Origin of the sequence: Falseniella ignava CCUG 37419, from assembly GCF_000301055.1 — a bacterium.
GTDB classification, from domain to species: Bacteria; Bacillota; Bacilli; order Lactobacillales; family Aerococcaceae; genus Falseniella; species Falseniella ignava.
In genome coordinates this window covers 270,879-297,831 of sequence record NZ_JH932301.1, presented here as the reverse complement: position 1 = coordinate 297,831, position 26,953 = coordinate 270,879, and the positions used below count along the sequence as shown (strand labels likewise).

The following is a 26,953-nucleotide window of genomic DNA, read 5'->3' as shown; positions in this document are numbered from 1 at the left end:
TTTATTCTATTTTCTGTCAAAATTTGAACGCTTACAGGGCTTTGGTAGAGCAAGGTGTTCGCTTGTTAAATTCAGTAAGTTGAACTATTGAACATAGGTCCGCAAGTCTGCTTCAATCCGCTGGGCTTTGGCTTCTGCTTGATTCATCGAATCTGCTTTCGTCGCAATGTAAAGTTTAATTTTCGGCTCGGTACCACTCGGTCTTAACGCTACCCAACTGCCATCCGTTAAATGATATTTCAACGAATCACTAGTTGGTAACGTTAAAGGCACACTGTGTCCATCGCTTTGCATTGACTGGCTCGTTAAATAATCATCACTTTGAACGACAGCGATCTCACCGAGTTGGCTTGGACCTTGTTGACGAATATGTGCCATAATCTGACGCATGCGCTCGGCACCATCTAACCCAGGATACGTAATGGCGATGGTATGTTCATAATAGCAGCCGTAACGTTGATAGATTGATTCCAGCGCATCACCGAGCGTTCTGCCTTGGGATTGATGGTACGCTGTAAGTTCTGCCAAGACGACCAATGCTTGAATCGCATCTTTATCCCGAACAAATGGACGGATTAAGTAGCCGTAACTTTCTTCAAATCCCATTAAAAATTGTTTTGTCTCAGATTGTTCATATCCCTTGATCTTCTCAGCAATAAATTTAAAGCCGGTCAATACTTCCTCGACTTCGACGCCGTAATGTTGACAAATCGGTCTTACAAGATCGGTTGAGACAATCGATTTGACCACCACACCATTTGTAGGCAGGCTATCTTGGCTTTGAGCTGCTTCTAATAAGTAATCGAGCATAATCGCCGCAATTTGGTTACCGGTCAGCATTTGATAGTCTCCTGTTGCAGTGCGAATCATCGCGCCTAACCGGTCCGCATCGGGATCGGTTGCTAAGATAATATCTGCCTTAACTTCTTCAGCCAATTGTAGTGCCTCATCAAAAGCTTCAGCTGACTCTGGATTCGGACTTTTAACGGTCGGAAAGGCACCATCCGGTTCTTGTTGCGAGGCAACAACATGAATTTGTTCGAAGCCAGCTTGCTTCAATGCTTTAAGACCAAGATACATCCCAGCCCCATGCAGTGGTGTATAGACAATTGAAATATTCGATTGATGTTGTTGAATTAGCTCTGAATCAATGGTCACAGACTTCATCGCATCTAAATAAGCTTGATCAACTTGGTCACCAACCACTTTTATCTTGCCTGATGCTACCAATTCATCAAAATCCGAGGTAGCAACTTCCAACGGATCTGCCGCTTGACTAACATAATCCATTAACTGCTCAGCTTCGACCGGTGGCATCTGTCCTCCGTCTTCCCCATAGACTTTATAACCATTATATTCGGCTGGATTATGGCTGGCAGTAATCATAATTCCCGCATAGGCTTTAAAATATCGTACCGCAAATGATAACACCGGTGTCGGTCTTAAACGCTCATAGAGATAGACTTGAATTCCGTGATGACCTAACACGCAAGCTGCTTCTTGGGCGAACTCGGGCGAAAAATGTCTTGAGTCATACGCTATCGCCACACCGCGTTCTTGCGCTTGATGTTGGATGATTAATTGAGCTAACCCTTCCGTCGCCTGACGAACAGTATAGCGATTCATCCGATTGGTGCCAGGCCCTAAGATTCCTCGCATGCCTGCCGTCCCAAATGACAATGCTCCCGTAAATGCCTCTTGCGCTTCTTCGGGAGAATAATTTGCCATCGCTTGGCGTAGCTCTTCATCCATTTCAATATGTGTTTGCCACTTTTGATATGCTTTTTGCCAATCCATCATTATGCTCCTTCAAATTCATTCCAAGTTTGTAAATATTCATACGCAGCTTGTCCCGCAATACTTCCATCGCCAACTGCCGTTGCAATTTGACGTAGATGTTTTAAGCGCACGTCTCCAACCGCAAATAGTCCCGGAACGGTCGTTTCCATTCGCTCATTCGTCACAATCCAACCTTCCTCATTCGTTACACCTAACTGTCCCACCATTTGTGAGTTAGGCACCATTCCAACATAGATAAAGACTCCTTCTGCTGGAATCTCAGACTGTTCATCGGTCTCAGTATTTTCAATCAAGACGGACGAGACGCTTTGATCTCCTTTAATTTCTTTCACTTCACTATTCCAAATTACTTCGACTTTTTCATTCGCAAATAAGCGATCTTGTAATATTTGTTGTGCGCGAAGTTGATCGCGACGGTGGATTAGTGTCACTTTATTTACAAATTGCGTTAAGAATGTTCCCTCTTCGACCGCAGAGTCTCCTCCACCTACGACAACGACATCGCGATTTCGGAAGAAGAAACCATCACAGACCGCACAGTAAGAGACCCCTTTACCAGTCAGTCGCTTCTCACTTTCTAAACCTAATTCACGGTGCGTCGCTCCCGTCGCAATAATGACCGCTTTTGCACGATAGGTTGTGTCACCGACTGTCACGATTTTATAGGCTCCCTCGCAAACAATGTCAGCGACGTGACCGCTCACATTTTCCGCCCCAAAGCACATCGAACTGTCGTAAATTTTAGCGGCTAATTCAGGACCGCTAATTTTAGTAAAGCCAGGATAGTTCTCGACATCGGCAGTATTCAATAACTCACCTCCGGGAGCTCCTTGTTCGACAATTACCGTTTTTAAATTCGCGCGCGATGCATACTGAGCAGCGGTCAATCCCCCAGGACCTGCCCCGACTACTAGTACATCCACATCGTTATATAAATTCGTCATATTTTACCGTCTCCTTAATCGTAATAGGTTGTCTCATGCTTGCCTTCGCGCAACATCAATTGTTGCACGGCTTCTTGAATTGAAAAATCTGGATCTTCATACAAATAATGATATAACATCTCGGTTAAAGGCATTTCAACACCTTGGCTCCGTGCCAAGTTGCGTGCCACTTGGCAAGCCACTGTCCCTTCGATGACCATGCCGATTTTTTGTTGAACTTGTTCAAGATTTAAGCCCAATGCTAATAAATTCCCAGCTTGCCAATTTCTTGAGTGGACACTGGTACACGTTACAATGAGATCGCCAACCCCACTTAATCCACTAAATGTCAAAGGATCGGCGCCGAGTTTAACACCGAGTCGCGTAATTTCTGCCAAGCCACGGGTAATTAAACCAGCTTTCGCGTTGTCGCCGTATCCCAGTCCGGCAATAATCCCCGCGCAGACCGCAATAATATTTTTGAGTGCACCACCTAATTCCACACCTAGAACATCTTGGTTGGTATAAACGCGGAAATAGTCATTCATAAACGCTTGTTGAACCGCTTCAGCAACCGCCAAGTCTTCACTTGCTGCTGAAATGGAAGTTAAGTCACGTCGCGCAACTTCTTCAGCATGACTCGGTCCAGATAAAGCAGCGATACCACGATACGTTTCGCGTGGCATAACTGCTTCAATCACTTGACTTAAACGGAGCTCCGTACCACGTTCGATTCCTTTCGCGACATGGACAATAATTGGGGCAATCTCTTGATGCTGAAGTTCCTCTTTTAACGTTTGACATACTTCACGAATCGCTTGACTTGGCACCGCTAAGACAATCAACTCCACTCGTCGAATAGCCTGAGATAAGTCCAACGTCGCCTCAAGCTCGCTTGGTAACTTCGCCTCAGGCAAATAGCGTTCGTTCTCCTGATGCATATTGATGGACTCGATAACTTCAGGTTCAATTCCCCATAATGTCGTTTCATGTTTGTTTTCTGCTAATACTTTGGCTAAGGCGGTTCCCCAAGATCCGCTACCTAATACTGCTACTCGCATCCCGTCCACTCCTTTTATGATTGTTTTTGACGATTTACATAACTTAACAAACCAATACCACTCACGATTGCAACGAGCGATACAAGTTGAGAAATCCGTATCGGACCTAAATACAGGCTATCGGTGCGCATTCCTTCAATCCAAAAACGTCCTAACCCATACCAAATTAAATAGAAACTAGTCAGTGTTCCTGCTCGTAAAGATTTCCAGTAACGACGCAGCATCAGCATCAGCGAAACACCGATGACGTTCCAAACAGATTCATAGAGAAACGTTGGTTGATAATACTGCCCTTGAATATGCATTTGCTGGATCAACCATTCTGGCAAGTGCAAACTTTCTAAAAATTGGCGCGTCACCACTTGGCCGTGTGCTTCTTGATTAATAAAGTTTCCCCAGCGCCCGATTGCTTGAGCTAACATTAACCCTGGCGCTGCACAATCAGCTAATTCCAAGTGAGGTAAGTGATAATGGCGACTATAATAGTACACGGTCAATATTCCACCGATAACCCCACCATAGATAGCCATGCCACCATGCCAAATAGCGGGAATTTCCCACCAATTTTGTAAGAAAAAGTCTAAATTAAATAATACATAATAGAGCCGTGCGCCGATTAAGCCGTTGACCATCGTCCAGAAAAACAAATCAAACAGATGTTCTGATAAAAATCCACGTCGCAGCCCTTCACGTTTAAAGATAAAGTACCCTAGCCACATTCCAACACCGATAATTAAACCGTACCAATGAACTTTGAGGGGGCCAATTTCAAAGGCAACACGAGAAATTGCTAAAAATAATCCTATCATCATTAAACCTCACGATTGCTATCAATCAGCTCTCTGAGCTTGCGATTAAAGGTTTCTTTCGCATCAAAGCCCATTAAAGTGGCACGGTGATTCATTGCCGCGGACTCAATAATTACAGAAAGACTTCGTCCAGTTTTTACTGGAATGGTAATGCGAGGAATTTTAACATCGAAGATTTCTTCATAATCTTCCATATTCCCTAACCTGTCATAGACGACCGTACCATCATCTACAACTAAATTAATGATTAACTCAAGCTGTAAATTACTGCGTATTGCAGCGACCCCATAGAGTGAGACGACATCAACAATGCCGAGGCCGCGAATTTCAACTAAATTTTGTAAAATATCCGGTGCTTCCCCTAAGAGTGTTAACTCATCCATCTGATAGAGTTCGACGCGATCATCCGCAACGAGTCGGTGCCCACGTTGAATCAACTCAAGTGCGGTCTCTGATTTACCGACTCCGCTCGTTCCTGTTAACATCACACCCATCCCGTACACTTCCATAAACACCCCATGCTTTGAGATGCGCTCAGCCAATTCATGTTCTAAGAAATTGGTCAAATTGGAAAGAACGCGACTGGTCTTAGATTTTGCACCTAAAATTGGAATCCCAGCCGCTTGAGCATATGGAATCAGCTTTGCAGGAATCTCAATATCTCGTGCAAACACAATCGCTGGCGTGTCATTATGGCAAAGCGCCTGGTAGATTTCTTCTTTTTCGCTGTCCGTTTTTTGTTCTAAATAAGCCATCTCTGTTCGACCAATCAACTGAATTCGTTCGTGAGGGAATCCTTGAGAGAATCCCGCTAAAACAAGTCCAGGTCGTGAAACCTCACTGGTATAAAGTTTGTTATCCTTAAATTCACTGCCGTATTTAATGGTCACAGCAAGCGTATTGACTAATTTATCTACGGTAACTGTACGTGTCATGTTATCCCTCCATGGCTTTATATCTGGTTAAATGTTACCATATTCAACCTGAGCTATCCATCTTAACATTACCTTGCTCACTATTGAATCTTCAGTTCATAAAAAAAGCAACTGCTCAATCGCAGTTGCTTAAATATATTGATTAAAACTCGTCCCAGCGTCCTTCATTTTTAGGTGTTACATCTTTTTTATAACGACTTCCTTGTGAGTTAACGGAACGATAAGTCGGTCGAGTTTGCCCGTTGACTTGATAGTCATACGGCAAGACAATCCCTAATAAAAGATATAACCAAAATCCTGAAGACCCTAAGAAAATTAAGATAATCGTAATCACACGGACGACCGTTGGATCAACATTGAAAAATTCCGCAAGTCCACCACAAACCCCCATAATTTGTTTGTTTGTCGAAGATTTATAAAGACGTTTGTTGTTATTCATTCTCTCCACCCCTTCTATTGATTAAATTCATTATCCTTAATATAAATATCACCTAAACGTGTTTTTAATGTAGCCTCTAATCCATCATCTGCCGATAATTGATTGCGGCGAAGACGACTCGAGCGCATCTCGCCATCCACTTCAGATACATCCTCTTCTTCCGTACCGGTCATCCGATACTTAATGTTACCGAATTGTGCTTTACTTTGAATATCGACTTTCATCGCTTGAGGCATCGCCAACATAATATCTCCCGATTGCGTCTCAACTTTGATACGCGCAGGGTTGGTATCGCGTTTGGTAATGTAACAATCCGCATGAACCGCGTTAATTGACGCATTGGTCAATTGACCGTCGATTGAAAAATCGCCATTCACTGTCTTATGGACAATGGTATCAATCTGGCTATCTTTAATATGGGTATCCCCATTGACTAAATCAATCGTTGCTTCACTACTTTGCGTTTTAGCAAGTTGAATATCACCGTTCGTTGAGTTGACTTTCAATTCCTCAGACTCAACCGATGTCACATCGATATCACCATTGACCGTACGAACATCAACCCTATCAAAATGTTTTTTTGGTAGCGTTAGAACGATATCGACTTGAATTTTTGGTGACGTTAAAGCAATCGCTAACTTATCTTCGGTAAGAATCACCCAACCGTTATCATAGAAATATTGTACATCGATTGATTCATCTTTTCCATAGATAGAACCAACTAATTCGAGTTCAATTTGATCATTCTCTCCCCCACGCACCGTAACATCACCATTCAAGTTATTAATATCAATCATTTGAATGCCTTCTGCGGGGTAATGGTCTGACACGTCAAATGGATTGTCTTTAACCCATGGAACTTGAACATTGACATTCCATTCTTTCATTTTGAAATTTTCCGCAAAATCTGTCGCCCAATCTTTGATCGATTTACTTAATTTTTCACCACCACGACGGGCTTCATTAGCATAATAAGCCGCTTCTTTGGAGATACGGTCACTATCAATATCAATCACGCGTTTCAAATCTTCACGCCAATCAAATGCATCATGGCTCTCCTCGTTGATCTCATCCAGTTCATCATTGATATCATCGATTTCATCATAAATATCTTCGATTTGATCTAATAGGTCTTCTTGTTGTTCGATCAATGCTTCTCGCTGTTCGATGAGCTCTTCCGTTAATGGATCGAGCTCGGACATAATATCAAATTCCCGAAGACGTTGTTGTAGGATTGTCTTCGATTCTTCAAGTGATTTTAATTGTGTTTCTAATTCAGTGCGACGTTGATTTAATTCATCCTTTCTCAAATCTTCCACTGTTACTTCTGGTTCATTGTATTCATCGGAACTCGTTGTATCTGAGGTGAATGGATGTTCCACCTCTTCAGTTTGTTGGCGAGAGGTAGGTGCTTGTTGTTGGACAAACTCTACGTCAGAAGCTTCTAACAAATCCAATGCTTCTTCTAAAGTGATAATGTTTTGTTTGACTAATTCGATAATACGCTCTTTTTTATTCATCACATTTCCTCCTAACTTGATGACTAGCTTAATTATATTATGACACGCTCGATGATTTAATTCATGGTACTCGAGACTGATATTGCATCCTATGGTAAAATTAAGCAAAGAACGATATTTAAAGAACAAATTGAGGAGGATAACGATGCAACCACTCATTGCAATTATTTCACCTGCCAAAACATTTACGGATGAAGAAGTTATTTCTTCTATATCCCTACCTATTTTTCAGACAAAAGCGGATCAACTCATTCAACATTTATCCACTTACTCACCGAAAGATCTGGCACAACTCTACCGATCCAATGAATCAATTGCACTAACAAATTACCAACGCTTCCAAGACTGGGATGCCATGCAGATGAGCCCTGCGCTACTGTGCTATAATGGACTGCAATTTAAAGCAATGCAAGCCGATGTAATGACCGAATCCATGTGGCGTTACTTAACTGAGCACTTACGTATATTATCCGCACTTTACGGGGTGTTGCGTCCTTTTGATGCGATTAAACCCTATCGATTGGACTTTAACTGCCAATTGCAATTCGATTCCAGCTCGTCTCTATATGACTTTTGGGGTGAAAAAGTGGCTCAAGCGTTATCACTTGATGGAGGAACGTTATTAAATTTAGCTTCCGCAGAATTCTCTAAATTAGTCCTACCATACTTGGACCGTTCAAAAGTCCAAGTCATCGACTTTGACTTCTATAAATACGACGTTGAAAAAGAACGCTATTACCAACCTGCTACGCTCGCAAAACAAGCGCGTGGCGCCATGGTCCGTTTTTTAGCAGAAAAAGAAGTGAGTGATCCGACCAAGCTTAAAGCATTTCAAGAACTAGGATTGTCCTTTGATGCTGAGCGCTCGTCAGCCACTCACTATGTCTATTGCACTAAGTCATAATTATTGTTTTAAATATTGTTTTAAATATTGTCCGGTATAACTTTCTGGAACTTGGGCCACAGCTTCCGGTGTCCCGGTGGCGATAACTTCACCTCCGCCGGAGCCTCCTTCAGGGCCTAAGTCAATAATATAATCAGCTGTTTTAATGACATCTAAGTTATGTTCAATCACAACGACTGTATTTCCCGCTTCAACTAGGCGGTCAATTACTTGTAGTAACTTCTTAATGTCATGCGTATGCAGTCCTGTTGTTGGCTCATCTAAGATATAAAGGGTATTCCCCGTCGCCACCCGTTGCAACTCTGAAGCTAACTTCATCCGCTGGGCTTCCCCACCCGAGAGAGTAGTAGCAGATTGTCCTAATCGGATATAACCCAACCCCACATCGACAATGGTCTGTAATTTACGTTTGATTTTTGGGTGCGCTGTGAAGAATTCTAGCGCATCATCCGCTGTCATATCCAAGACTTGGGCAATGTTTTTGCCTCGGAATTTAATCTCAAGGGTCTCGGAATTATAACGTGTCCCATGGCAAACTTCGCAAGGGACTTCGACATCCGGCAAGAAGTGCATTTCAATCTGCTTTACGCCGCCCCCTTTACAAGCTTCGCATCGGCCACCCTTCACGTTAAAACTAAAGCGGCCTTTACTGTAGCCACGCATCTTCGCTTCATTCGTCTGAGCAAACAAGGCTCGAATATCATCGAAGACGCTTGTATAAGTGGCCGGATTTGACCGAGGGGTCTTACCAATCGGACTCTGATCAATATCAATAATTTTATCCAAGGATTGATAGCCGTCAATGGTATCAAATTGCCCTGGTCGCAACTTCGCTCGGTTCAACTTCTGGGCAAGCGATGTCTTCAAAATCGAATTCACCAAACTACTCTTACCTGAACCTGATACACCAGTCACTACGGTTAGACGACCAATTGGAAAGGCAACATCCAGATTTTTTAAGTTGTTCTCTTTCGCTCCTTTGATTTCAATCCAACCTAAGTCTTCTTGACGGCGTTCGCTCGGCACCGGGATTGATTCAATACCGGCGAGATAACGGCCCGTAATCGAGTCTGGATTGGCTTTAACTTCTTCGGGCGTTCCTGCCGCCACAATTTGACCACCTAACTCGCCTGCTCCTGGACCAATATCGATCAAGTAGTCCGCTTCAATCATCGTCTCTTCATCGTGCTCAACGACAATCAAGGTGTTACCTAGATCGCGCATCCGCTGAAGCGACTTCAGTAATTTCGAATTGTCACGTTGGTGCAGCCCAATCGACGGTTCATCTAAAATATAGAGTACTCCCGATAAGTTAGAACCAATTTGAGTTGCTAATCGAATCCGTTGAGACTCCCCACCCGATAGCGTTCCGGCCATCCGGCTTAACGTTAAATAATCCAATCCCACTTCATTTAAGAAAGTTAAACGGTCTTGAATTTCTTTTAAGATTGGTCGGGCAATCAGCTGATCTCCGGACTCAAAAGTTAGTTGATTAAAGAAAGCTAGTGCTTCTCCAATTGATAAGTCAGTCACTTCCGCAATATTCATTCCGGCAATCTTAACCGACAAAGCTTCATCCGTTAAACGTGCGCCGTGGCATTTCTTACACGTTAATTCTTGCATATATTCACGCATTACATCGCGCGTATAATCTGAATTGGTCTCGTGATAGCGGCGTTCTACGTTATTCATCACACCTTCAAACGGTTGCTCCACCGTCCGCGTCTTACCTGCCATGGTCTTAAAGGTAAACTTAAAGGCCGTCCCTTCTCCCCCGTATTTCAACTTTTCTTGCTGGTCTTTGGTCAATTCGTTATAAGGGACATCTGTTGGAATACCATATGATTTCGCGAACTGATCCAACATCGACGGATAATAATTCGAGCTGATTGGATTCCATGGAGCGAAGACACCTTCTTCAATGGATAAACTCGGATCTGGAATGACCAAGTCCTCATCTACCGTTAATTTGAAACCTAATCCATCACAAGCTGGGCATGAGCCAAACGGCGCGTTAAATGAAAACAAGCGCGGTTCTAATTCATCAATCGAAAAATCACACAATGGGCAGGCAAAATGCTCGTTAAAATACAACGGTTCCTCGCCAATGACATCCACGACCATATAGCCTTCACTCAATGTCAAGGCTTGCTCTACCGAATCGAATAGTCGGCTGCGAATGCCATCTTTAATCACGATACGGTCAACGACGACTTCGATCGTGTGTTTTGAATTTTTATTTAATTCAGGTACTTCGGTGACATCGTAGATTTCACCATCCACTCGAACGCGTACGAAACCTTCTTTATTGATGCGTTCAAATAATTTTACATGTTGTCCTTTTTTCTCACGAACTAAAGGAGCTAAAATTTGAATCCTGGTGCGTTCGGGTAATTCAAGAATCCGATTCACCATCTGTTCCGGGCTTTGTCGTTCAATCGGAATTTGGTGCGTTGGACAATATGGAACCCCGACACGGGCAAATAATAACCGTAAATAATCATTAATCTCAGTCGCTGTCCCCACAGTTGACCGTGGGTTTTGGCTCGTCGTTTTTTGATCGATCGATATTGCTGGACTGAGTCCATCGATTGAATCGACATCGGGTTTATCCATCTGACCTAAGAATTGACGCGCATAAGCCGATAAGCTTTCAACGTATCGCCTTTGTCCTTCGGCATATAATGTGTCAAAGGCTAACGAACTCTTTCCGGAACCAGATAGTCCAGTAACCACAACCATCGCATCACGAGGTATTTCAAGGTTAATATTTTTTAAGTTATGCGTTCGTGCACCTTTTACAATAATTTTATCTTGTACCAAGGCAATCGCTCCTCTCCTATCACATACCCTTCTATTATAACACACAAAGCAAACAAACGTTCGTTCGACGCTTCGCATAAAAAAACCAAGTACGCTCGGTACTTGGTTCTATAATTGATTGGTTAGCTTAATTTAGTTGTAATTATTTAACGTCTTCCCAGTTTAAGATTTCGCCTAAGAAGATTTTACGAACATTTTCAATAGAAATATCTTCAAGTTCGTTTTCATTGTTAACAACTACCGCAATTCCGTCCATTGCAATGCGGTCATAATTTAATGTTTCGGCTTCTTCTTCTGTTAAAGCCCGTGAAGCCATACCTAAGTCAGCTGTTCCTTCTTGCGCAGCTTGGATTCCGGCAGATGATCCTGTCGCTTGGATGTTTACTGTAACACCGGTTAATGCTTTGTACTCTTCTGCTAAGCGTTCCATAATTGGTGCAACAGAAGTTGAACCTACTACTTCAAGTGTTTCTTCAAGACCTTCACCTGGTGTGTACTCTTCTAATGAGTCAATAACACTTGCGCCTTCTTCGGCTTTATCTTCTTCGCCTTCTTTACTTGGCGCTACCGCAATGAAGCCTTCTTCTTCAACTAATGTTTGACCTTGTTTTGAGTGGATAAATGATAAGAAGTCTTCTGCTGTTGCAGATAATTCTTCACCCCATGCAACGTTGAATGGACGCGCAATCGCATAGTCGCCTGCATTGATATTTTCTGCAGTAGCTTCAACGCCATCGACTTTTAAAGCTTTAACGGATTCATCTAAAGATCCTAATGAGATATAACCAATTCCTGATGGATCATTTGATACCGCTTGGATAACACCACTTGTTTGATTTTGGATACTTGCATCCAATGTTGTCATGTCGTCGCCATTTTCATCTACGACACCAACAATTTCAACGAAAGCAGTACGTGTACCTGAACCGTCTTCACGAGAAATAATAGTGATAGGACCTTCTTGTGCATAAACTGATGCAAGGGCAGATACAGCAACACCAGCTGCGGTTAAAAATGATAAAGCTTTTTTCATATGAATAATTCTCTCCTTTAACAAAAACTACTTGGTTTTTAATTATTGACTGACATCATCATCAGTACACTGTTAGTGTAACAACCCATTATTAATTCTGAGTAAATTGAATGTAAAGGTTGTGTAAAGACGTATCCTTTCGCTTCATCAAAGAAGATGAATTGCACTCGATCTGGACAGATCAGATCTGTTATACTAATTGTACTTAGATAATAAAGAAAGAAGGTTGCATATGACTAATTTTGAACAGAGACTCATGAGCTCGCTTGGCCATAGTCTCGTAGACCCCCAACACTATACCCAATACTCATATGCACCTCAATTAATTATTAATCGGCATGAAGAAGGTCGGCATGTAATTACGAGTATTCAAGAATTACTGATGGAAGCAAATGAATTTGCTTTTAATATTGCCTTTGTCACCCAAGCTGGACTTGGAATGATTAAGACGCAATTAGCTGATTTTGCATTGCGAGGGGGCCATGGTAAAATTCTCGTTTCGCCCTACTTAAGTTTCAATCATCCCGCCACCTTAAGGGAATTATTAAAATTTCCCCAAGTCGAAGTAAAGATTGCAAATTCCAATCTAAATCATCACGCAAAAAGCTACTGGTTCAACTTAAATGGTTATCAAGTGTTAATAACCGGAAGTTCAAACCTAACCGATTCGGCCCTTAAAACGAACTATGAATGGAATGTCTCGCTAACTTCAACCCATAATGGACAATTTATTCAGGAAGCGATGACTGAATTCCGTGCCGTATGGGATCAAGCTTCTCATATTGATGAGCACTATATCCAAAAATATGAACAACTTCGGCAACCTCAAATTTTTTCAATCAAAAATAGATTGGGAACTGGAAAGAGTTCTGACCTTGATAAGACAAATCAAGCATTACCTTTAGAACTTATCAACGATCCGCTTACTCCCTATTATCCAGTCTCAATAAAACCTAACGCCATGCAACAAGAAGCATTGAAAGGACTCGATTCAATTCGTCACAGTGGAGCACATCGTAGTCTCGTTATTAGTGCTACTGGAACAGGGAAAACCTATCTCGCAGCTTTTGACGTAAAGCAATATCAACCTCGGCGAATGTTATTTATCGTCCATCGAGAACAAATCTTAAATCAAGCCTTGGATGATTTTCAACGTATACTCGGTTTTTCAGCAGGGCAAGCAGCCATATACCGCAGTAATCAACCTGTTGATTCACATGTTCAATATTTATTTGCAACGATTCAATCGCTCTCGAGAGAAGATAATCTCCAAAGTTTCAGCCCGGATGATTTTGATTATATTTTAATTGATGAGGCACACCGTGCTGGGGCTCCCTCTTATTTACGTGTGATTGACCATTTTAAACCTGATTTTTTATTAGGAATGACGGCCACTCCGGATCGAACGGATGATTATAATTTATATGAATTATTTGATTATAATATTGCCTATGAGATCCGATTGCGTGAAGCACTGGAGGCTGAAATGCTGTCGCCATTTTTATATTATGGGGTCACTGAAATAATGTCCGACGGCAAGCTACTGGATGAGTTCACTCACTTTAATCAATTGACTTCTGATGAACGTGTCCGACATATTATTGAGAAGATTGATTATTACAGCTTTGAAGGACACCCCTCTCGAGGATTAATATTTGTCGGTTCCGTTGAAGAGGCCCGTACTCTATCGAATAAACTCAATCAATATGGCTTAAAAACAACTTACTTATCCGGTAAAGACCCGCAACCTGTTCGACAAAGAGCCATCGAGCAATTGGAGTCAGGACAACTGGAATACATTTTAACGGTCGATATTTTCAATGAAGGGATTGATATTCCTTCGATTAATCAAGTGATTATGTTACGCCAAACTGCTTCCAGCATTATTTTTACACAACAACTTGGACGAGGACTACGGAAACATCCTTCAAAAGAATTTGTGACAGTGATTGATTTTATCGGCAATTATCAAAATAACTACTTAATTCCCATTGCATTATTTGGGGATCGCTCTTCTAACAAAGATAATTATCGTCGACAAATGAGTGATCTTAATCAGATCCAAGGATTAACGTCGGTTAATTTTGAACAAATTGCAAAAAATCAAATTTTCGCGTCCATTACCCAAGCGAAATTATCGAGCATCCAACATCTGAGAAAAAATTATTTAACCTTGGAGGAACGGCTTGGACGAACTCCTTGGATGATTGACTACTTAACGCAACAACAGATGGATCCAGCCGTATTTTTCGAAAACCCGACCTTTAAAACATATGCGGATGTAATCAATAAATTCTCAAATTATGATCACATTACACTCAACCCCCAATATTATGCCCTACTCGATTTTATGACCCGTGAATTACTCAATGGCAAACGTCCCCACGAATTGATTATTTTACGAGAGATTTTTAGTCGCAACGGGACTATTTATGAATCCGAGCTCCAAACGGTATTTAAAAAAGAAGGTGTCACATGGAATGATGCGTTGCGTCAATCGGTTCACCGAATCCTCGACCTATCATTTTACACTCAAAGTGAACAGAAGCGATATCAAGGGCCAGTGGTCATTTACCGTAAGGGACAATACCAACTTGATTCACGACTCACTAATCTGTTCAATGATACGGCTGCCTTAAACGTCGCCAATGATATTATTCAAACCGGTCTGTATCAGTCAAAGCAATATCCCGCGGGCTATCAAGGTCAACTAGATATAGGTATGAAGTATAGTCGAAAAGATGCTTGTCGATTACTCAATTGGAACACTGATGAGAGTAGCACTGTTTATGGATATAAAACAAAACACGGCACTTGTCCAATTTTTGTAACCTATCATAAAAATGAAGATATCTCAGATTCAACGATGTACGAAGACCAATTCCGCAACCAACAAATATTTCAGTGGTATACCCGCAGCCGGAGAACGCTTGCTTCGAAAGAAGTTCAACAACTTTATCATAGCCAAGCTACGGGGCTACAAATTCACCTCTTTGTGAAGAAGGAAGATGCTGAAGGAAGTGACTTTTACTATTTAGGTCCGGTCCAAACTCACCCTGAATCATTTTGCGAAACTAAAATACCTGCAAATAATCAACTACTTGATATCGTTACGATGGACCTAATCCTCGAGACACCAGTTCAATACGACCTCTATCATTATTTAACACACACACTCCATACATAAAAGATAAGCTATCTACCTAATTACCCCAGGCAGATAGCTTATTTATTAAGGCTATTCTCGATGTTTCTTAATTATAGTATTTACGATGGGAATATCGACCGGAGCCCAATTAAAGTCAGCTAATTCCTCAACACTTACCCATCGAATTTCAGCATGCTCAAGCCTTTTTAATTCCCCACCTCGCAATGTGGCGTAATAGACTGTCATCGTTACCTGACCAAAATCATACTGATAAGACGCTGTATCGATTGCTTCATTCACTTCAATCGATAAATTTAATTCTTCTTGAATTTCTCGCATCAATGCTTCGGGTTCTGTCTCACCCGGCTCAATCTTCCCTCCAGGGAATTCCCACATTCCTGCTAAACTTTGGGTCGGACCGCGCTGGCCGATGAGGATATGACCGGTCTTTGGATCTACGATTGCGGCCCCTACAACCTTAATTTGTTTTACCATTTCAATATCACCTTTTCCTACTTCGTAACTTGGGACCAGTCTTCAATACCCCCAATAAAAATACCTCGGATATCTTCTAAGCTTAAACTCGTTAGCGGATTATCGGGGTTAACAATCACCGCGATGGTATCTTGAGCAATAATCGATGATTCTAATTTCTCATCTTCAGCTTCGCTTAATGCTCGAGAAGACATCCCAAAATCAGCTGTTCCTTCGAGGGCTGCTTGAATGCCTGCTGATGAACCTGTAGATTGGATATTGACTTTGACGCCGGTTAATTCACTATATACTTCAGCCAATTGCTCCAAGACAGGAGTGACAGAGGTTGACCCAACTAACTCAATCGTTCCTTTAAGAGATGAGTTAGCTTTATAATCTGGCAATCTGTCGATGAGTGACTCACTATTATCCTCACTTTGCATCGATTCCTTTTCAGAAACTGCAATAAAACCAGCCGATTCTACAATCGTTTGTCCTTGCTTCGAATGAATAAATGAGAGGAAGTCGTTTTGTAAATCCGTTAATTCCTTACCCCATGTTAATAGAAATGGTCGAGAAATTGGGTAACTACCATCATTCACTGTTTCTGGGGTAGGCATGACACCGTCTACCGCTAAAATTTTAACAGAGTCATCAACTGAGCCTAACGAAATATAACTAATTGCTTGACGATCATTAGCAACGACTTGCATGGCGCCACTCGTTTGATTTTGGATATTCGCTTCAAAGGTCGTAATATCATCGCCCAGCTCATCGGTGACGCCCATAATTTGAGTAAAAGCTTGGCGCGTCCCTGAACCATCTTCGCGAGAAACAATGGTAATCAGTCCCGATTGAGCTGAAACCGATCGAATAGGGATAAATAATAAAATACTTAATAGTAAGGTAAAATATTTCTTCTTAATCATAATAGTGCCTCCTTGCATGTTCTACCTTTCATTATAGTCGGACTTCACCTTTGATGCCACCTTCAGACTTGATTCAAACAAAAAAAGCCCACATAACTGTTGCGATCTCAAAAGTTAAATTTAGTCTAACTTTTGGGGCTCAACTTAAGCGAGGGGCTTCCTTTCTCAATAACCACACCTGTGATTTTTTGCTTACTTGTAGTGCATCAATAGAGTCATTAACCTTGCCCAAGAGTGGCAAGCCTACCAAAACAAAATACACCTCCTAAAATAGCTACTATCTTTATTTTCTGCTTTAAGAGAATTATATTCTTTCATTTTTAATTTTTTGATTTTATCCATTGGTCTGCGTGATAAATTCCGCCTTCTTTATGTAAGCCATCCGCTAAATAAACTGACTCACCATCGTATAGATATAACTCTGCCTGGTCAATAATAAATGCCCATTTAATGAATCGATCTTCTCCCAGGTCAACTGCAACTTGGCTTGGATCAACCATCGAAATCTTTGTATCCAATGGAAAAGAGCGATTAGTTTGTAAATGCATAGCTAAAATTTCTTGAAGGAAGTCATTCGCTGTCTCAAAATCAAAGGCAAAATCATTATGATCGACTAAATATTGATCAAAGGATTCTTGTAAGATTTCATAGCTATACTTTTCTACTAAGAAATGATCCTCACTCTCCTCCTCGAATCGTTCTAATTCCACTTGATAAGAAGTCTCTGAATCCAAGCCAATCAGATGATTCACATCGATATAAACACTACCTTCTGTCAAATAAAGACCGATGTTTTGGTAGATACGATACTTACGATAAGTTTCTCTTAAGTCATAAGCCATATTCGTATAAGGATATAGAGCAACCGGTTGCCCACTTTGTCCTAATAACACAACCGGCGAAAGGGTCTTACGAATCAATCCACCGAATAGTCCAACTTCTCCTTCCTTCAAGCCGCCAGTCATAATAACCAAGTCGTTATAGATTGCTGGGCGTGACCGCACTTGTCCCTGGTCATCTGCATAAAAGCGTTGACCTCGGTTATCTTCATCTTGAACAAAGTAATATGCTAGGTTAAAAAGACCATCATCTTCGATGGATAAAATAATTTTTAAATCAACACCTAGCTCCTCTAAACGGAGATTCCCTTGGTAAAACCCCTGATAATCTGCTACTTCTCTAGGAGCTTGATAAGTTGAATCATCAGGATTCAGAATTTCCTCTGGGATGAAATTAGCTCGCTTAATGCCATGGTTATGATGATGATCGACAAAAGAGGACTTGATAGATTGAATATGGTCAGGTAAGTCTTCTATCTCTTCTTCATTATGATCATGGTGGTGATGATGTCCATGATTGACGTGATCATCTTCACCTTCTGTCACGTCTTGAGAGGACTGAGCGACCTTTTCTGTTGAATCCTCAGTTGAAGATTCGTTCGCTTGAACCTGAATTAGACTATGAAAAGATCCCACCATTAAGCTAAGAATCAGGGTGTAATTGACTATTTTTTTCTTCATGATTTCTCCTTCTAATGGGGCATAATGCCATCCACATACTCGAATTCTCGACCGGCGTGATCTAGTATCTTTTGTCCTGCTTGTTTGAAAGTGAAAAGTTCCTGACCGAATAGAAAAACTTGCCAGCCATCATCCACCTCAGTAACACTAGGGTTTGCAATGATAAAATAGTGATAGCCCGCTCTTTGAGTATAATAAATGCCAGGAATTTCCTGATTAAGTAGGTGGAGCACATCTTCTTGAGACATCTTTGGCTCAATTTGATTTAGGAGATTTTGATAAATTTCCTGTAAATCAAAAGGTAAATTAAATTCTTCCATATAGACCTGTTTTACCGACTGGCTATAGGCGTTTAAGTCTGGATAAGGAAAAGAATGAAATTCCGTTAACTGGGTTAGATCCTCGTAACCTGCCAGATCTTCATCAATAGCTTCAAGGACCTTTACATAAACATACAATTCATTCTCTTTAAACACCAATCCTTCGATGGCATTGTCTTCTTGATTAATATAGTAACCTTCAAAGGGTAAATCCTTTAACTCCATGCCCTGAATTCTATGAGTTATACCCGCCGGCAATAGAACGAAAAGACATATCAAACTCTTGATAAAATTTTTGTACATAATTACTCCTTTAAACTAAAAAGCACAGGGTTCTAACCCACCCCATGCTTAAAGTCATCATTTTGTTGAGAAGGCTGAGTTATTCAGTAGCTTCTTCAGAAGATTCCTCTGAGCTTTCTTCTACAATTTCTTGTTCAGCGCTTTCCTCTTCAGAACTATCTTCACTTGATTCTTCGGATTCTTCAGATACTTCACTCGAGTCATCACCTGGTTGGTTAGTCTCTTCAGAAATGTTTTCTTGACTTGCATCAACCTTACCTGTGACCGTAATTTTGTCAACCTTTGTGTCGCCGCCTTCATAAAGACCCATAGCTGCGAGTAACTTGTATGCAATGTCGATATTTTCATAGTTTCCTTCAAACATAGCAGCACCAGCACCAATAGCATAAACAGGTACACGTTCTGGAGAGTGGTCAACGGTTGTAAAGGCTAGACCCGCTTTACGGGCAAGTAAACGTGTGGAAGCAATAGAGATTGGTAGGTATGAATGATACCCCTTGATAATATCTGATTGACCGGCATTACGTTCTTCAAATGGTAATTTAGATTGTTCGAAAGCATATTTTAATTCCTCTAATTCATAAGGAGTCACTAGCATTAAGTCTTTTTCTTCCACTTCACCTGCTTCTTCAGCCGCTTCGAGTTCACCAAAAGTCAACACATCTTCACTTGCTTCTAAGTCAAATACAAAACCAAAATTCGCTTCAATAGTTGGTAGGAATTCTTCAAAAGTTAATTCTGGGTTAGCCTCTAGTAATTCAGCAAAAATGGTATCAAATTTTTCTTGAGAAACTTTTTGGTTATTTAATAAGTGGAAATAAGAGTTATAACCTGTTTCAGAGTTACCAATGGTAAAGCCTCCGGTTGGGTGGTCAGCAGTTACAACAATCAAAGTTTCTTCTGGGTGTTCATAGTAGAAATCAACCGCTTCTTGGATAGCATTTTGGAAATCGATCACTTCTTTGACGGTTGTTGCTGCATCGTTGGCATGTTCTGCCCAGTCAATCTTACCAGATTCAGTCATCATGAAGAATCCATTTTCATTAGTAGATAATACTTCTATACCTTTTGCTACCATATCTGCTAAGGTTTGTTCACCTTCTTCTTGGTCAATGGCGTATTTCATAGAGGAGCCATCCGCATCTGACATTACTTCAGAAGGAGCATATACTTTACCTGTTTCAGCAGTAATGGCTTCGAACTCTTCTTTGGTTTCTGCTACAGTGTATCCATTTTCTTCCATTACTTCATAGAGGTCTTTTTGGTCTTTATTATCGCCAGTACGACGACCTAAAGACCCACCTGCAAAGTAATCAAAGTTAGATAAAGCCATTTGTTCGCCAATTTCGTAGTAATTACGACGGTGTTCTACATTAGCATAGAAGGCTGCTGGAGTCGCATGGTTTAAAGTAACGGTAGATAAAATCCCTACTGACTTACCATCGTTTTTTGCTTTTTCAGCCACAGATTCCGTCTGTTCAGTATAACCTGGTGTTAAACCAATCACATTTGAATCAATCTTAACACCATTTCCAAAAGCGGTTGCAGTTGCTGCCGAATCTGGCACATAGTGGTCGGCATCAGTTGGATTTTGCAAACCAATCACTGGGAATTGAGAGAAGTTTAAAGGTTGAGCTTGGGCTCGCCCTTTACCTTCATTTCCATTATCAGGTCCTAAGAAATATTCAGCCGCAGATACTGGAATATTTCCCATACCATCCCCAATAAATAAGAAGACATATTTGGCTTGACTTTCACTAATTAAGCTTAAGTCTTCCGTGAGTGCTCTCCCTTCTTCTAATGCCACAACTGGTAATTCTGAAAATTGCCCTTCTTCTTGCTTGGCTAAGACCGCAACAGGGCTTAATGTTGATAAAAATAACGCTGTTGACAAGGTCTTCAAGATTGTTTTTTTCATGTTCTCTATGCTCCTCTTTTTTTAATAATTTTTGAAATACATATGATTTCATACTCATATTAACAACTCGAAGTAGTTTTTAGGTAAAACTACTGTAAAGTTACTGTAAATATTTTCTGTCATACATTTTCAAAAAAAGCAATACAACCCCAGCTGACTTGATCTCAAGACTTTTTGTCGGAATATTATTGGGCTTCATCTCATAATAAAACCCCCAGAAGTTAGATTTTTGGTCTAACTTTTGGGGGCAGCTCACTTCATCGTGGGCTCACATAACTTTAGTCAAGTTCTACAATCTCGCCAGATTCCATATAGACAATCCGCTCGCAAATATTTGTCACATAGTCTCCCATACGCTCGAGCGCTTTGGCGATAATCACATAATCCCGTGCGATTTCGATACGGTCTTCATCTGTATGTGTCAACATAAGATGATTTGTTTGATCATAAACTTCTTTCAGCAGTCTATCCACTTCATTATCGCGCAGTGCTACTTCTCGCGCTTTAGTGGCATCTTCTTGAATAAATGCTTCAATCGCATCAGATAACATCACTTTCACGATATCGGCCATTTGATTAATAATCTCATCAATTGCTGCTTCACGCACCATTGGGATATTTTGACGACGAATCACTGTCCCTGCAATATTACTTGCATGGTCAGCTAATCGCTCAATATCCGAACTGGCCAATAATACCGCAAAGACTTTACGTAAATCTGACGCAACAGGTTGTTGCAGTGCAATAATTCGGTAAGCCTCTTGTTCAATTTGAATGGCTAAAGTATTAATCTTTAAATCGCCATTAACGACTTCTTCAGCCAAAACTTGATCGTGTTGATTCAATGATTGAATGGCTTTGTAGATTGCTTCATTCGCCGCATTCGCAATATACGTTAAATGATCACGGTATTGTTCTAATTCATTTTGGAAAGACTTTCTCATGTCACTTCACTCCTTTATTAACCAAATCGACCCGAAATGTAATCGTCTGTTCGTTGATCTGTTGGATTGGTAAAGATAATCTCTGTATCATCAAATTCTATCATTTCTCCCGTTAAAAAGAAAGCGGTTTTATCGGAAATACGGGCAGCTTGTTGCATATTGTGTGTGACGATGACTACCGTGTAAGTTTTCTTTAATTCTTCAATTAACTCTTCAATCTTACCGGTCGAGATTGGGTCTAGAGCCGATGTTGGTTCGTCCATCAATAGAACTTCGGGCTGATTGGCAATTGCACGGGCTATACAAATTCTTTGTTGTTGCCCCCCTGATATCGCTGTAGCAGGCTTATCCAATTTGTCTTTAACTTCATCCCAAATAGCGGCAGACTTCAAACTTTCCTCGACGATTCGGTCTAATTCGGTTGAGTCTTTAATACCATGCGTTCTTGGCCCGTAGGCAATATTGTCGTATATACTTTTAGGGAAAGGGTTCGGATGCTGGAACACCATTCCAACTTGTTTGCGTAATTGGTTCACATCGTAACCTTTTTGGAAAATATCTTGACCATCAAGCAAGACATCCCCTTCCACGCGCGTGCCTGGAATTAGATCTTGCATTCGATTTAAAATTTTTAAAAAGGTCGATTTCCCGCAACCAGAAGGGCCAATTAATGCCGTTACTAATTTCTCCTCAATATCCATATTAATTTTGTGAAGAGCTTGGAAATCCCCATAGAAGAAATCTAAATCTTTAATTTCAAATTTATTTACTGGCATTTTATTTTCCTCCTTGGCTTAAACGACGACTGAGTCGGGTTGAAATGTAATTGATGACTAACACTAAAATAATTAACACGGTCGCAGTCGCAAAAGCTTCCTGTACATGTCGACCTTCACTAGATAAAACATACATATGCACGGCCAAGGTTCTACCTGAATCCGTTAACTTCGAAAGCATCCCTGATGACGAACCTAACGTGTATAGGAAAGCTGCAGATTCCCCAACAATACGTCCGATCGATAATATAATACCCGATAAAATTCCGGGCATCGCAACCGGAAGTACAACGGTAAAGATTGTACGAAGTTGGCCCGCACCTAATCCAAAACTAGCTTGCCTTAACGAATTATCAACTGCGCGTAATGCTTCTTCTGTTGATGAAATAATAATTGGCAAGATCATAATCGTAATGGTAATAATTCCAGCCCAATGTGAATAACCCCATTCCAGACGCGTCACAAAGAGCAACATCCCAAAAAGACCGTAAACAATCGAAGGGACCGCCGCTAACGTGTCGGTTGCTAAACGAATAATGGGTAGTATTTTATTATTTTGATTGGCATATTCTACTAAGTAAAAGCCTGTGAAAACACCAATAGGTCCAGCTATTAAAAGTGAAATCACAATAATAATCAATGTTGAAATAATCGCTGGCATCATCGAAACATTACTCGTTGTGTAATTCCAAGCGAAGATTTCCGGCGATAGCGCTGGAACCCCTTGCCATAAAATATAAGCAATAATGAATAGTAAAATTCCTAATGTAAATAAAGCCGCTCCCCAGATAAGTACGCGGGTTAAAGTCAATTTATCTTTCATTATTTTTTCACTCCTCTATTCTTAACTACCATAAAGATCGCATTTAAAATAATAATAAAGATAAATAGAACGACCGCTGTAGCAATCAAAGACTCACGGTGTCGGCCCGATGCGTACCCCATCTCTAACACAATATTCGTCGTTAAAGTTCGGACCCCTTGGTTCAATGAAGATGGAATTCTCGGTTGGTTCCCTGTTACTAAGATTACCGCCATCGTCTCCCCAATCGCTCGCCCAATTCCTAAAATAATCGATGAAAAAATCCCAGAACGAGCTGCCGGAACAACGACAGCCATCACTGAGCGATCATGATTTGCTCCTAATCCGATACTCGCTTGGTAATAAGATTTTGGCACTGATCTAATTGATGACTCAGATAGACCGATAATTGTCGGTAAAATCATGATCCCTAACAATACGGAAGCCGTAACCATATTCATCCCGGATCCTCCCATCACTTTTTGGAAGAAAGGTACCAACATGCGCAAGGCAAAGTAGCCATAAACAATCGAAGGAATTGAAGCCATTAAGTTGACAGCAGGTTTAACCAATCGATATAAATTTTTCGGACAATAGTAAGCCAGAAAGACCGCTGTTAAAACACCAATTGGAACTCCCACAATAACAGCCCCAATTGTGACAATAAAGGACCCAATAATCATCGGTCCAATTCCAAAGGATGGATTGGATGCAGTTGGCCGCCAAACAGTATTAAAAATAAAGTTACCAATGCCTTCTTCCATAATAAAAGGAAGGCCACCTTCAAAGACGAAATAAAAAATAAAGATAATCGATACAATGGACATGCAGGCACATATTAAAAATATATACCGCATCAATACTTCATTAAAATTCTTTTGCATACGAGCACACCTTGCTTTCTATCCGATGGATCTGTACTACATTCCTATTGTACGTGGCAATTGTAAATTTTATGTAAATATCTGGTAAAGTTTGCCTCGAATATATTACGAATCGGTCTGACTCTTAGATGTGAGTGGATCTATCGTTGATGGGTAATCGAATAAAAAAGGTTGACCCTTTCCCCAACTGACTGTCGACCCAAATTTCGCCGGACAAGCTCGTCACCATATGACGCACAATTGATAACCCTAAGCCGGTTCCTCCTGAATGACGGCTGCGAGCTTTATCTACTCGGTAGAATCGTTCAAAGATACGTTCTTGCTCCTCGGGGGCAATTCCATAACCCGTATCTTTTATACTGATTACAACCGTCTCAGCTTCCCGTCGACAGTTGACTGCTACTTGACCATTTTCTTCAGAGTACTTGATGGCATTATCAATTAAGTTGATCAAGATTTGTTCTACCCATGGTCGGTGACTTGTTATAGTAATTGATGAATCAACTTTTGAAGCTATTTGAATCGCTTTGGCCTCAGCGATTGGCTGGAAATTCCCCACAATCATCGAAATAGACTCTGCTAAATCAAAAGTTTCTTGTGCTAACTCTTCGCCGCGTTCAGCTTGCGCTAAGCTTAAAATATCATTGGCAATTAACTCTAAACGATTCGCTTCTCGATCAATAATTTCTACAAATTGATAAGCCGCTGCTTCATCTTGCAACGCACCACTTAACAACGTCTCAGTAAATCCTTTTATCGCCGTAATCGGTGTCCGTAATTCATGCGAAGCATTGGTTACAAATTCAGATTGGACAGTTTCTAGCTGACGGACAGCTGTAATATCGTATAAAAGGACTAACATCATCGGGCGATCTCCCTTTTTCAAGCGGTCCGGCAAAATCGTTACATCAATCTGTTTAAAAGTTGGAACGTACAATTCAATTTCCCGATGCAATGTCACTTCATGTTGCTTAGTTTGTTGGATCATTTCAACTAAAGTTCGACTCTTAATTAAAACTTGATAATGTTGATGCAATAAAGGCGTATCAATCGCTAATAATCGCGCTGCAAAGGGGTTCATCAACACAACTTTCCCCGATGGATCCAATTGGATGACTCCGAGATTGAGATGATTAATTAAAAGTTGGAGCTGATTTAACTTCGAGTGTAGTTCAGATACTTCTTCATGCTTCGTATGAACTAGCTGATGGATAGACTGATCCAATCGGTCCATTGCAGGATAGCCAACCGGTTGATACTGATAATCTCCATCTTCTTCCATCGTATTTTGAAGACGGACAACTAAACTTTGTATCCACTGAACGATTAGATAACGATAAACCATAAAGAGTAACACCAAGCCTAACCCTATAAGCCCTATCATTCCATAGCGCAACCAATATTCTTTTTGAAACTGGTTTTTTAATACATAGTTCGGATAAAATTGATAATAATACCCTTGCGCTTGTGGTAAATTGAACGGAACACGTATTAAAACGCCGTCCCGATCTCGCTTAATCGCTTCATCCTGATCCTGATACCGTTCAGATGGGATTTCACCATAAGTTGTTCCATTTAGTAATTGCACACCGCGCTGAATTCGCTTATATACCGGAAGTTCTTTTGCGAGGTCACTTTCCAAAGCTTGCTCCATTGGAAGGTTTAATTGTTCGATACGTTCACCTTCATTTTTAGTTTGTTCGAATAAATAATGATTCATCCAACGATACGATTGATCATTAAAGCCTAAAGCAATTAGGATAATAAGCAGTAGCAACATACCATAAACTAAACGAATTTTTCTACGTACTGGGAATGTTACGGACTGGCTCATACGCTAGGCACCTCAAATTTATAGCCAAATCCCCTAACCGTCTTAATATATTCCGGATGTTTTGAATCCTGTTCGATTTTTTCACGTAAATGACTTATATGAACATCGACAATACGAGATTCCCCGGCATAATCAAACTGCCAAATATTACTTAATAATTGCTCGCGACTTAATATTCTACCTTGACGCTTCGCTAAATAAACAAGTAATTCAAACTCTTTAGGGGTTAATTCAACCCAAACTGAACGAACTTGAACTTCATAGCGATCTTCGTAAATCGTAATATCTCCAGCTTGAATAATATTATCTTCTGAATTCTCTGTGTCATTGTTAGAATCATTCATCGCTGTTTCCTTGTGTTTCCGGGTTGTATCGGAGCGACGGAGAATGGCTTTAATTCGCGCAATTAATTCTCGTGGACTGAATGGTTTGGTCATATAATCGTCCGCTCCTAATTCAAGCCCGATGACTTTATCATACTCTTCACTTTTAGCCGTCAATAAAATAATCGGTGTTTCAACACCTTCTTTACGAACGGTTCGACACAATTCAACCCCATCCATACCTGGTAACATAACATCCAACACTATCAAGTCAAATGTTTCATTATGAATCTTTCGATAAGCCTCTCGTCCGTCAGAAGCCAGAGTTACTTGAAATCCGGCTTGTTTTAAATTGTATTCAATCAGTGTTAAGATTGCTGACTCATCGTCTACTACAAGTATCTGTTTCATCGTGCTCTCCTTTATTTCATATTACATTTAATATAGCAAATGACGCCTTAAACAACAATTTACATCCCTATTTTATCTCTTACAGTAAAAAAAGTAGACCCCAAAAGGTCTACTCAGATT

At 40.8% G+C, this 26,953-nt stretch carries 22 protein-coding genes; 2 read left to right on the top strand and 20 right to left on the bottom strand.

Annotated elements, in window-relative coordinates; genetic code table 11:
• Positions 1-84: 84 nt before the first annotated feature.
• The 7 genes from HMPREF9707_RS05610 to HMPREF9707_RS05580 form a co-directional block, all read right to left on the bottom strand.
• The gene (locus HMPREF9707_RS05610) at positions 85-1,797 is read right to left on the bottom strand and encodes a phospho-sugar mutase (protein WP_006701727.1); all 1,713 of its coding nucleotides are present in this window, start codon (positions 1,795-1,797) and stop codon (positions 85-87) included.
• Positions 1,798-1,799: 2 nt separating this feature from the next.
• Positions 1,800-2,744: a thioredoxin-disulfide reductase gene (trxB, locus tag HMPREF9707_RS05605; protein ID WP_006701726.1), complete on the bottom strand. Its 945-nt coding sequence runs from the start codon at positions 2,742-2,744 to the stop codon at positions 1,800-1,802.
• A gap of 14 nt (positions 2,745-2,758) precedes the next feature.
• Positions 2,759-3,784, bottom strand: a complete 1,026-nt coding sequence (locus tag HMPREF9707_RS05600) for an NAD(P)H-dependent glycerol-3-phosphate dehydrogenase (RefSeq protein WP_006701725.1) — start codon at positions 3,782-3,784, stop codon at positions 2,759-2,761.
• A gap of 14 nt (positions 3,785-3,798) precedes the next feature.
• The gene (gene lgt, locus HMPREF9707_RS05595) at positions 3,799-4,593 is read right to left on the bottom strand and encodes a prolipoprotein diacylglyceryl transferase (RefSeq protein ID WP_006701724.1); all 795 of its coding nucleotides are present in this window, start codon (positions 4,591-4,593) and stop codon (positions 3,799-3,801) included.
• Positions 4,594-4,595: 2 nt separating this feature from the next.
• Positions 4,596-5,528, bottom strand: a complete 933-nt coding sequence (gene hprK / locus HMPREF9707_RS05590) for an HPr(Ser) kinase/phosphatase (RefSeq protein WP_006701723.1) — start codon at positions 5,526-5,528, stop codon at positions 4,596-4,598.
• A gap of 142 nt (positions 5,529-5,670) precedes the next feature.
• Positions 5,671-5,967: a PspC domain-containing protein gene (locus tag HMPREF9707_RS08750; protein WP_006701722.1), complete on the bottom strand. Its 297-nt coding sequence runs from the start codon at positions 5,965-5,967 to the stop codon at positions 5,671-5,673.
• 14 nt (positions 5,968-5,981) lie between these two features.
• Positions 5,982-7,487, bottom strand: a complete 1,506-nt coding sequence (locus HMPREF9707_RS05580; protein ID WP_006701721.1) for a DUF4097 family beta strand repeat-containing protein — start codon at positions 7,485-7,487, stop codon at positions 5,982-5,984.
• 145 nt (positions 7,488-7,632) lie between these two features.
• On the opposite strand from HMPREF9707_RS05580, the gene yaaA reads away from it, so the two are divergent.
• Positions 7,633-8,391: a peroxide stress protein YaaA gene (gene yaaA / locus HMPREF9707_RS05575; RefSeq protein ID WP_006701720.1), complete on the top strand. Its 759-nt coding sequence runs from the start codon at positions 7,633-7,635 to the stop codon at positions 8,389-8,391.
• On the opposite strand, the gene uvrA is transcribed toward yaaA, so the two are convergent.
• Together uvrA and HMPREF9707_RS05565 are read right to left on the bottom strand one after the other, a co-directional pair.
• A complete protein-coding gene (gene uvrA, locus HMPREF9707_RS05570; RefSeq protein ID WP_006701719.1) occupies positions 8,392-11,214 on the bottom strand; it encodes an excinuclease ABC subunit UvrA in 2,823 nt (940 codons plus the stop codon).
• Positions 11,215-11,356: 142 nt separating this feature from the next.
• Positions 11,357-12,247, bottom strand: a complete 891-nt coding sequence (locus HMPREF9707_RS05565) for a substrate-binding domain-containing protein (RefSeq protein WP_006701718.1) — start codon at positions 12,245-12,247, stop codon at positions 11,357-11,359.
• 232 nt (positions 12,248-12,479) lie between these two features.
• On the opposite strand from HMPREF9707_RS05565, the gene HMPREF9707_RS05560 reads away from it, so the two are divergent.
• On the top strand, positions 12,480-15,434 hold the full coding sequence (locus tag HMPREF9707_RS05560) for a DEAD/DEAH box helicase (protein ID WP_006701717.1): 2,955 nt from the start codon (positions 12,480-12,482) through the stop codon (positions 15,432-15,434).
• A gap of 51 nt (positions 15,435-15,485) precedes the next feature.
• On the opposite strand, the gene HMPREF9707_RS05555 is transcribed toward HMPREF9707_RS05560, so the two are convergent.
• The 11 genes from HMPREF9707_RS05555 to HMPREF9707_RS05505 all read right to left on the bottom strand — a co-directional run bounded on the left by HMPREF9707_RS05555 (position 15,486) and on the right by HMPREF9707_RS05505 (position 26,833).
• On the bottom strand, positions 15,486-15,890 hold the full coding sequence (locus tag HMPREF9707_RS05555; RefSeq protein WP_006701716.1) for a (deoxy)nucleoside triphosphate pyrophosphohydrolase: 405 nt from the start codon (positions 15,888-15,890) through the stop codon (positions 15,486-15,488).
• Between the two features lie 17 nt (positions 15,891-15,907).
• Positions 15,908-16,798 carry a substrate-binding domain-containing protein gene (locus HMPREF9707_RS05550; RefSeq protein WP_006701715.1) on the bottom strand — a complete coding sequence of 297 codons (891 nt, stop codon included), beginning with the start codon at positions 16,796-16,798 and terminating at the stop codon, positions 15,908-15,910.
• 320 nt (positions 16,799-17,118) lie between these two features.
• Positions 17,119-18,318 carry a hypothetical protein gene (locus HMPREF9707_RS05545; protein ID WP_006701714.1) on the bottom strand — a complete coding sequence of 400 codons (1,200 nt, stop codon included), beginning with the start codon at positions 18,316-18,318 and terminating at the stop codon, positions 17,119-17,121.
• Between the two features lie 11 nt (positions 18,319-18,329).
• Positions 18,330-18,941, bottom strand: coding sequence for a hypothetical protein (locus HMPREF9707_RS05540; RefSeq protein ID WP_006701713.1), 612 nt, complete (start codon positions 18,939-18,941; stop codon positions 18,330-18,332).
• Positions 18,942-19,020: 79 nt separating this feature from the next.
• Positions 19,021-20,859, bottom strand: a complete 1,839-nt coding sequence (locus HMPREF9707_RS05535) for an alkaline phosphatase (protein ID WP_006701712.1) — start codon at positions 20,857-20,859, stop codon at positions 19,021-19,023.
• Between the two features lie 278 nt (positions 20,860-21,137).
• Positions 21,138-21,803, bottom strand: coding sequence for a phosphate signaling complex protein PhoU (phoU, locus tag HMPREF9707_RS05530; RefSeq protein WP_006701711.1), 666 nt, complete (start codon positions 21,801-21,803; stop codon positions 21,138-21,140).
• Between the two features lie 17 nt (positions 21,804-21,820).
• On the bottom strand, positions 21,821-22,579 hold the full coding sequence (gene pstB, locus HMPREF9707_RS05525; protein ID WP_006701710.1) for a phosphate ABC transporter ATP-binding protein PstB: 759 nt from the start codon (positions 22,577-22,579) through the stop codon (positions 21,821-21,823).
• Position 22,580: 1 nt separating this feature from the next.
• Positions 22,581-23,402 (bottom strand): phosphate ABC transporter permease PstA, encoded by an 822-nt coding sequence (gene pstA, locus HMPREF9707_RS05520; RefSeq protein WP_006701709.1) that lies wholly within the window; start codon positions 23,400-23,402, stop codon positions 22,581-22,583.
• Positions 23,402-24,265 (bottom strand): phosphate ABC transporter permease subunit PstC, encoded by an 864-nt coding sequence (gene pstC, locus HMPREF9707_RS05515; RefSeq protein WP_006701708.1) that lies wholly within the window; start codon positions 24,263-24,265, stop codon positions 23,402-23,404. The genes pstA and pstC overlap by 1 nt, the downstream gene beginning before the upstream one ends.
• Before the next feature lie 124 nt (positions 24,266-24,389).
• Complete coding sequence (gene pnpS, locus HMPREF9707_RS05510) at positions 24,390-26,099, bottom strand: two-component system histidine kinase PnpS (RefSeq protein ID WP_006701707.1); 1,710 nt, start codon at positions 26,097-26,099, stop codon at positions 24,390-24,392.
• Positions 26,096-26,833 (bottom strand): response regulator transcription factor, encoded by a 738-nt coding sequence (locus tag HMPREF9707_RS05505; protein WP_006701706.1) that lies wholly within the window; start codon positions 26,831-26,833, stop codon positions 26,096-26,098. Before HMPREF9707_RS05505 ends, pnpS begins: the two co-directional genes overlap by 4 nt.
• Positions 26,834-26,953: the final 120 nt, after the last annotated feature.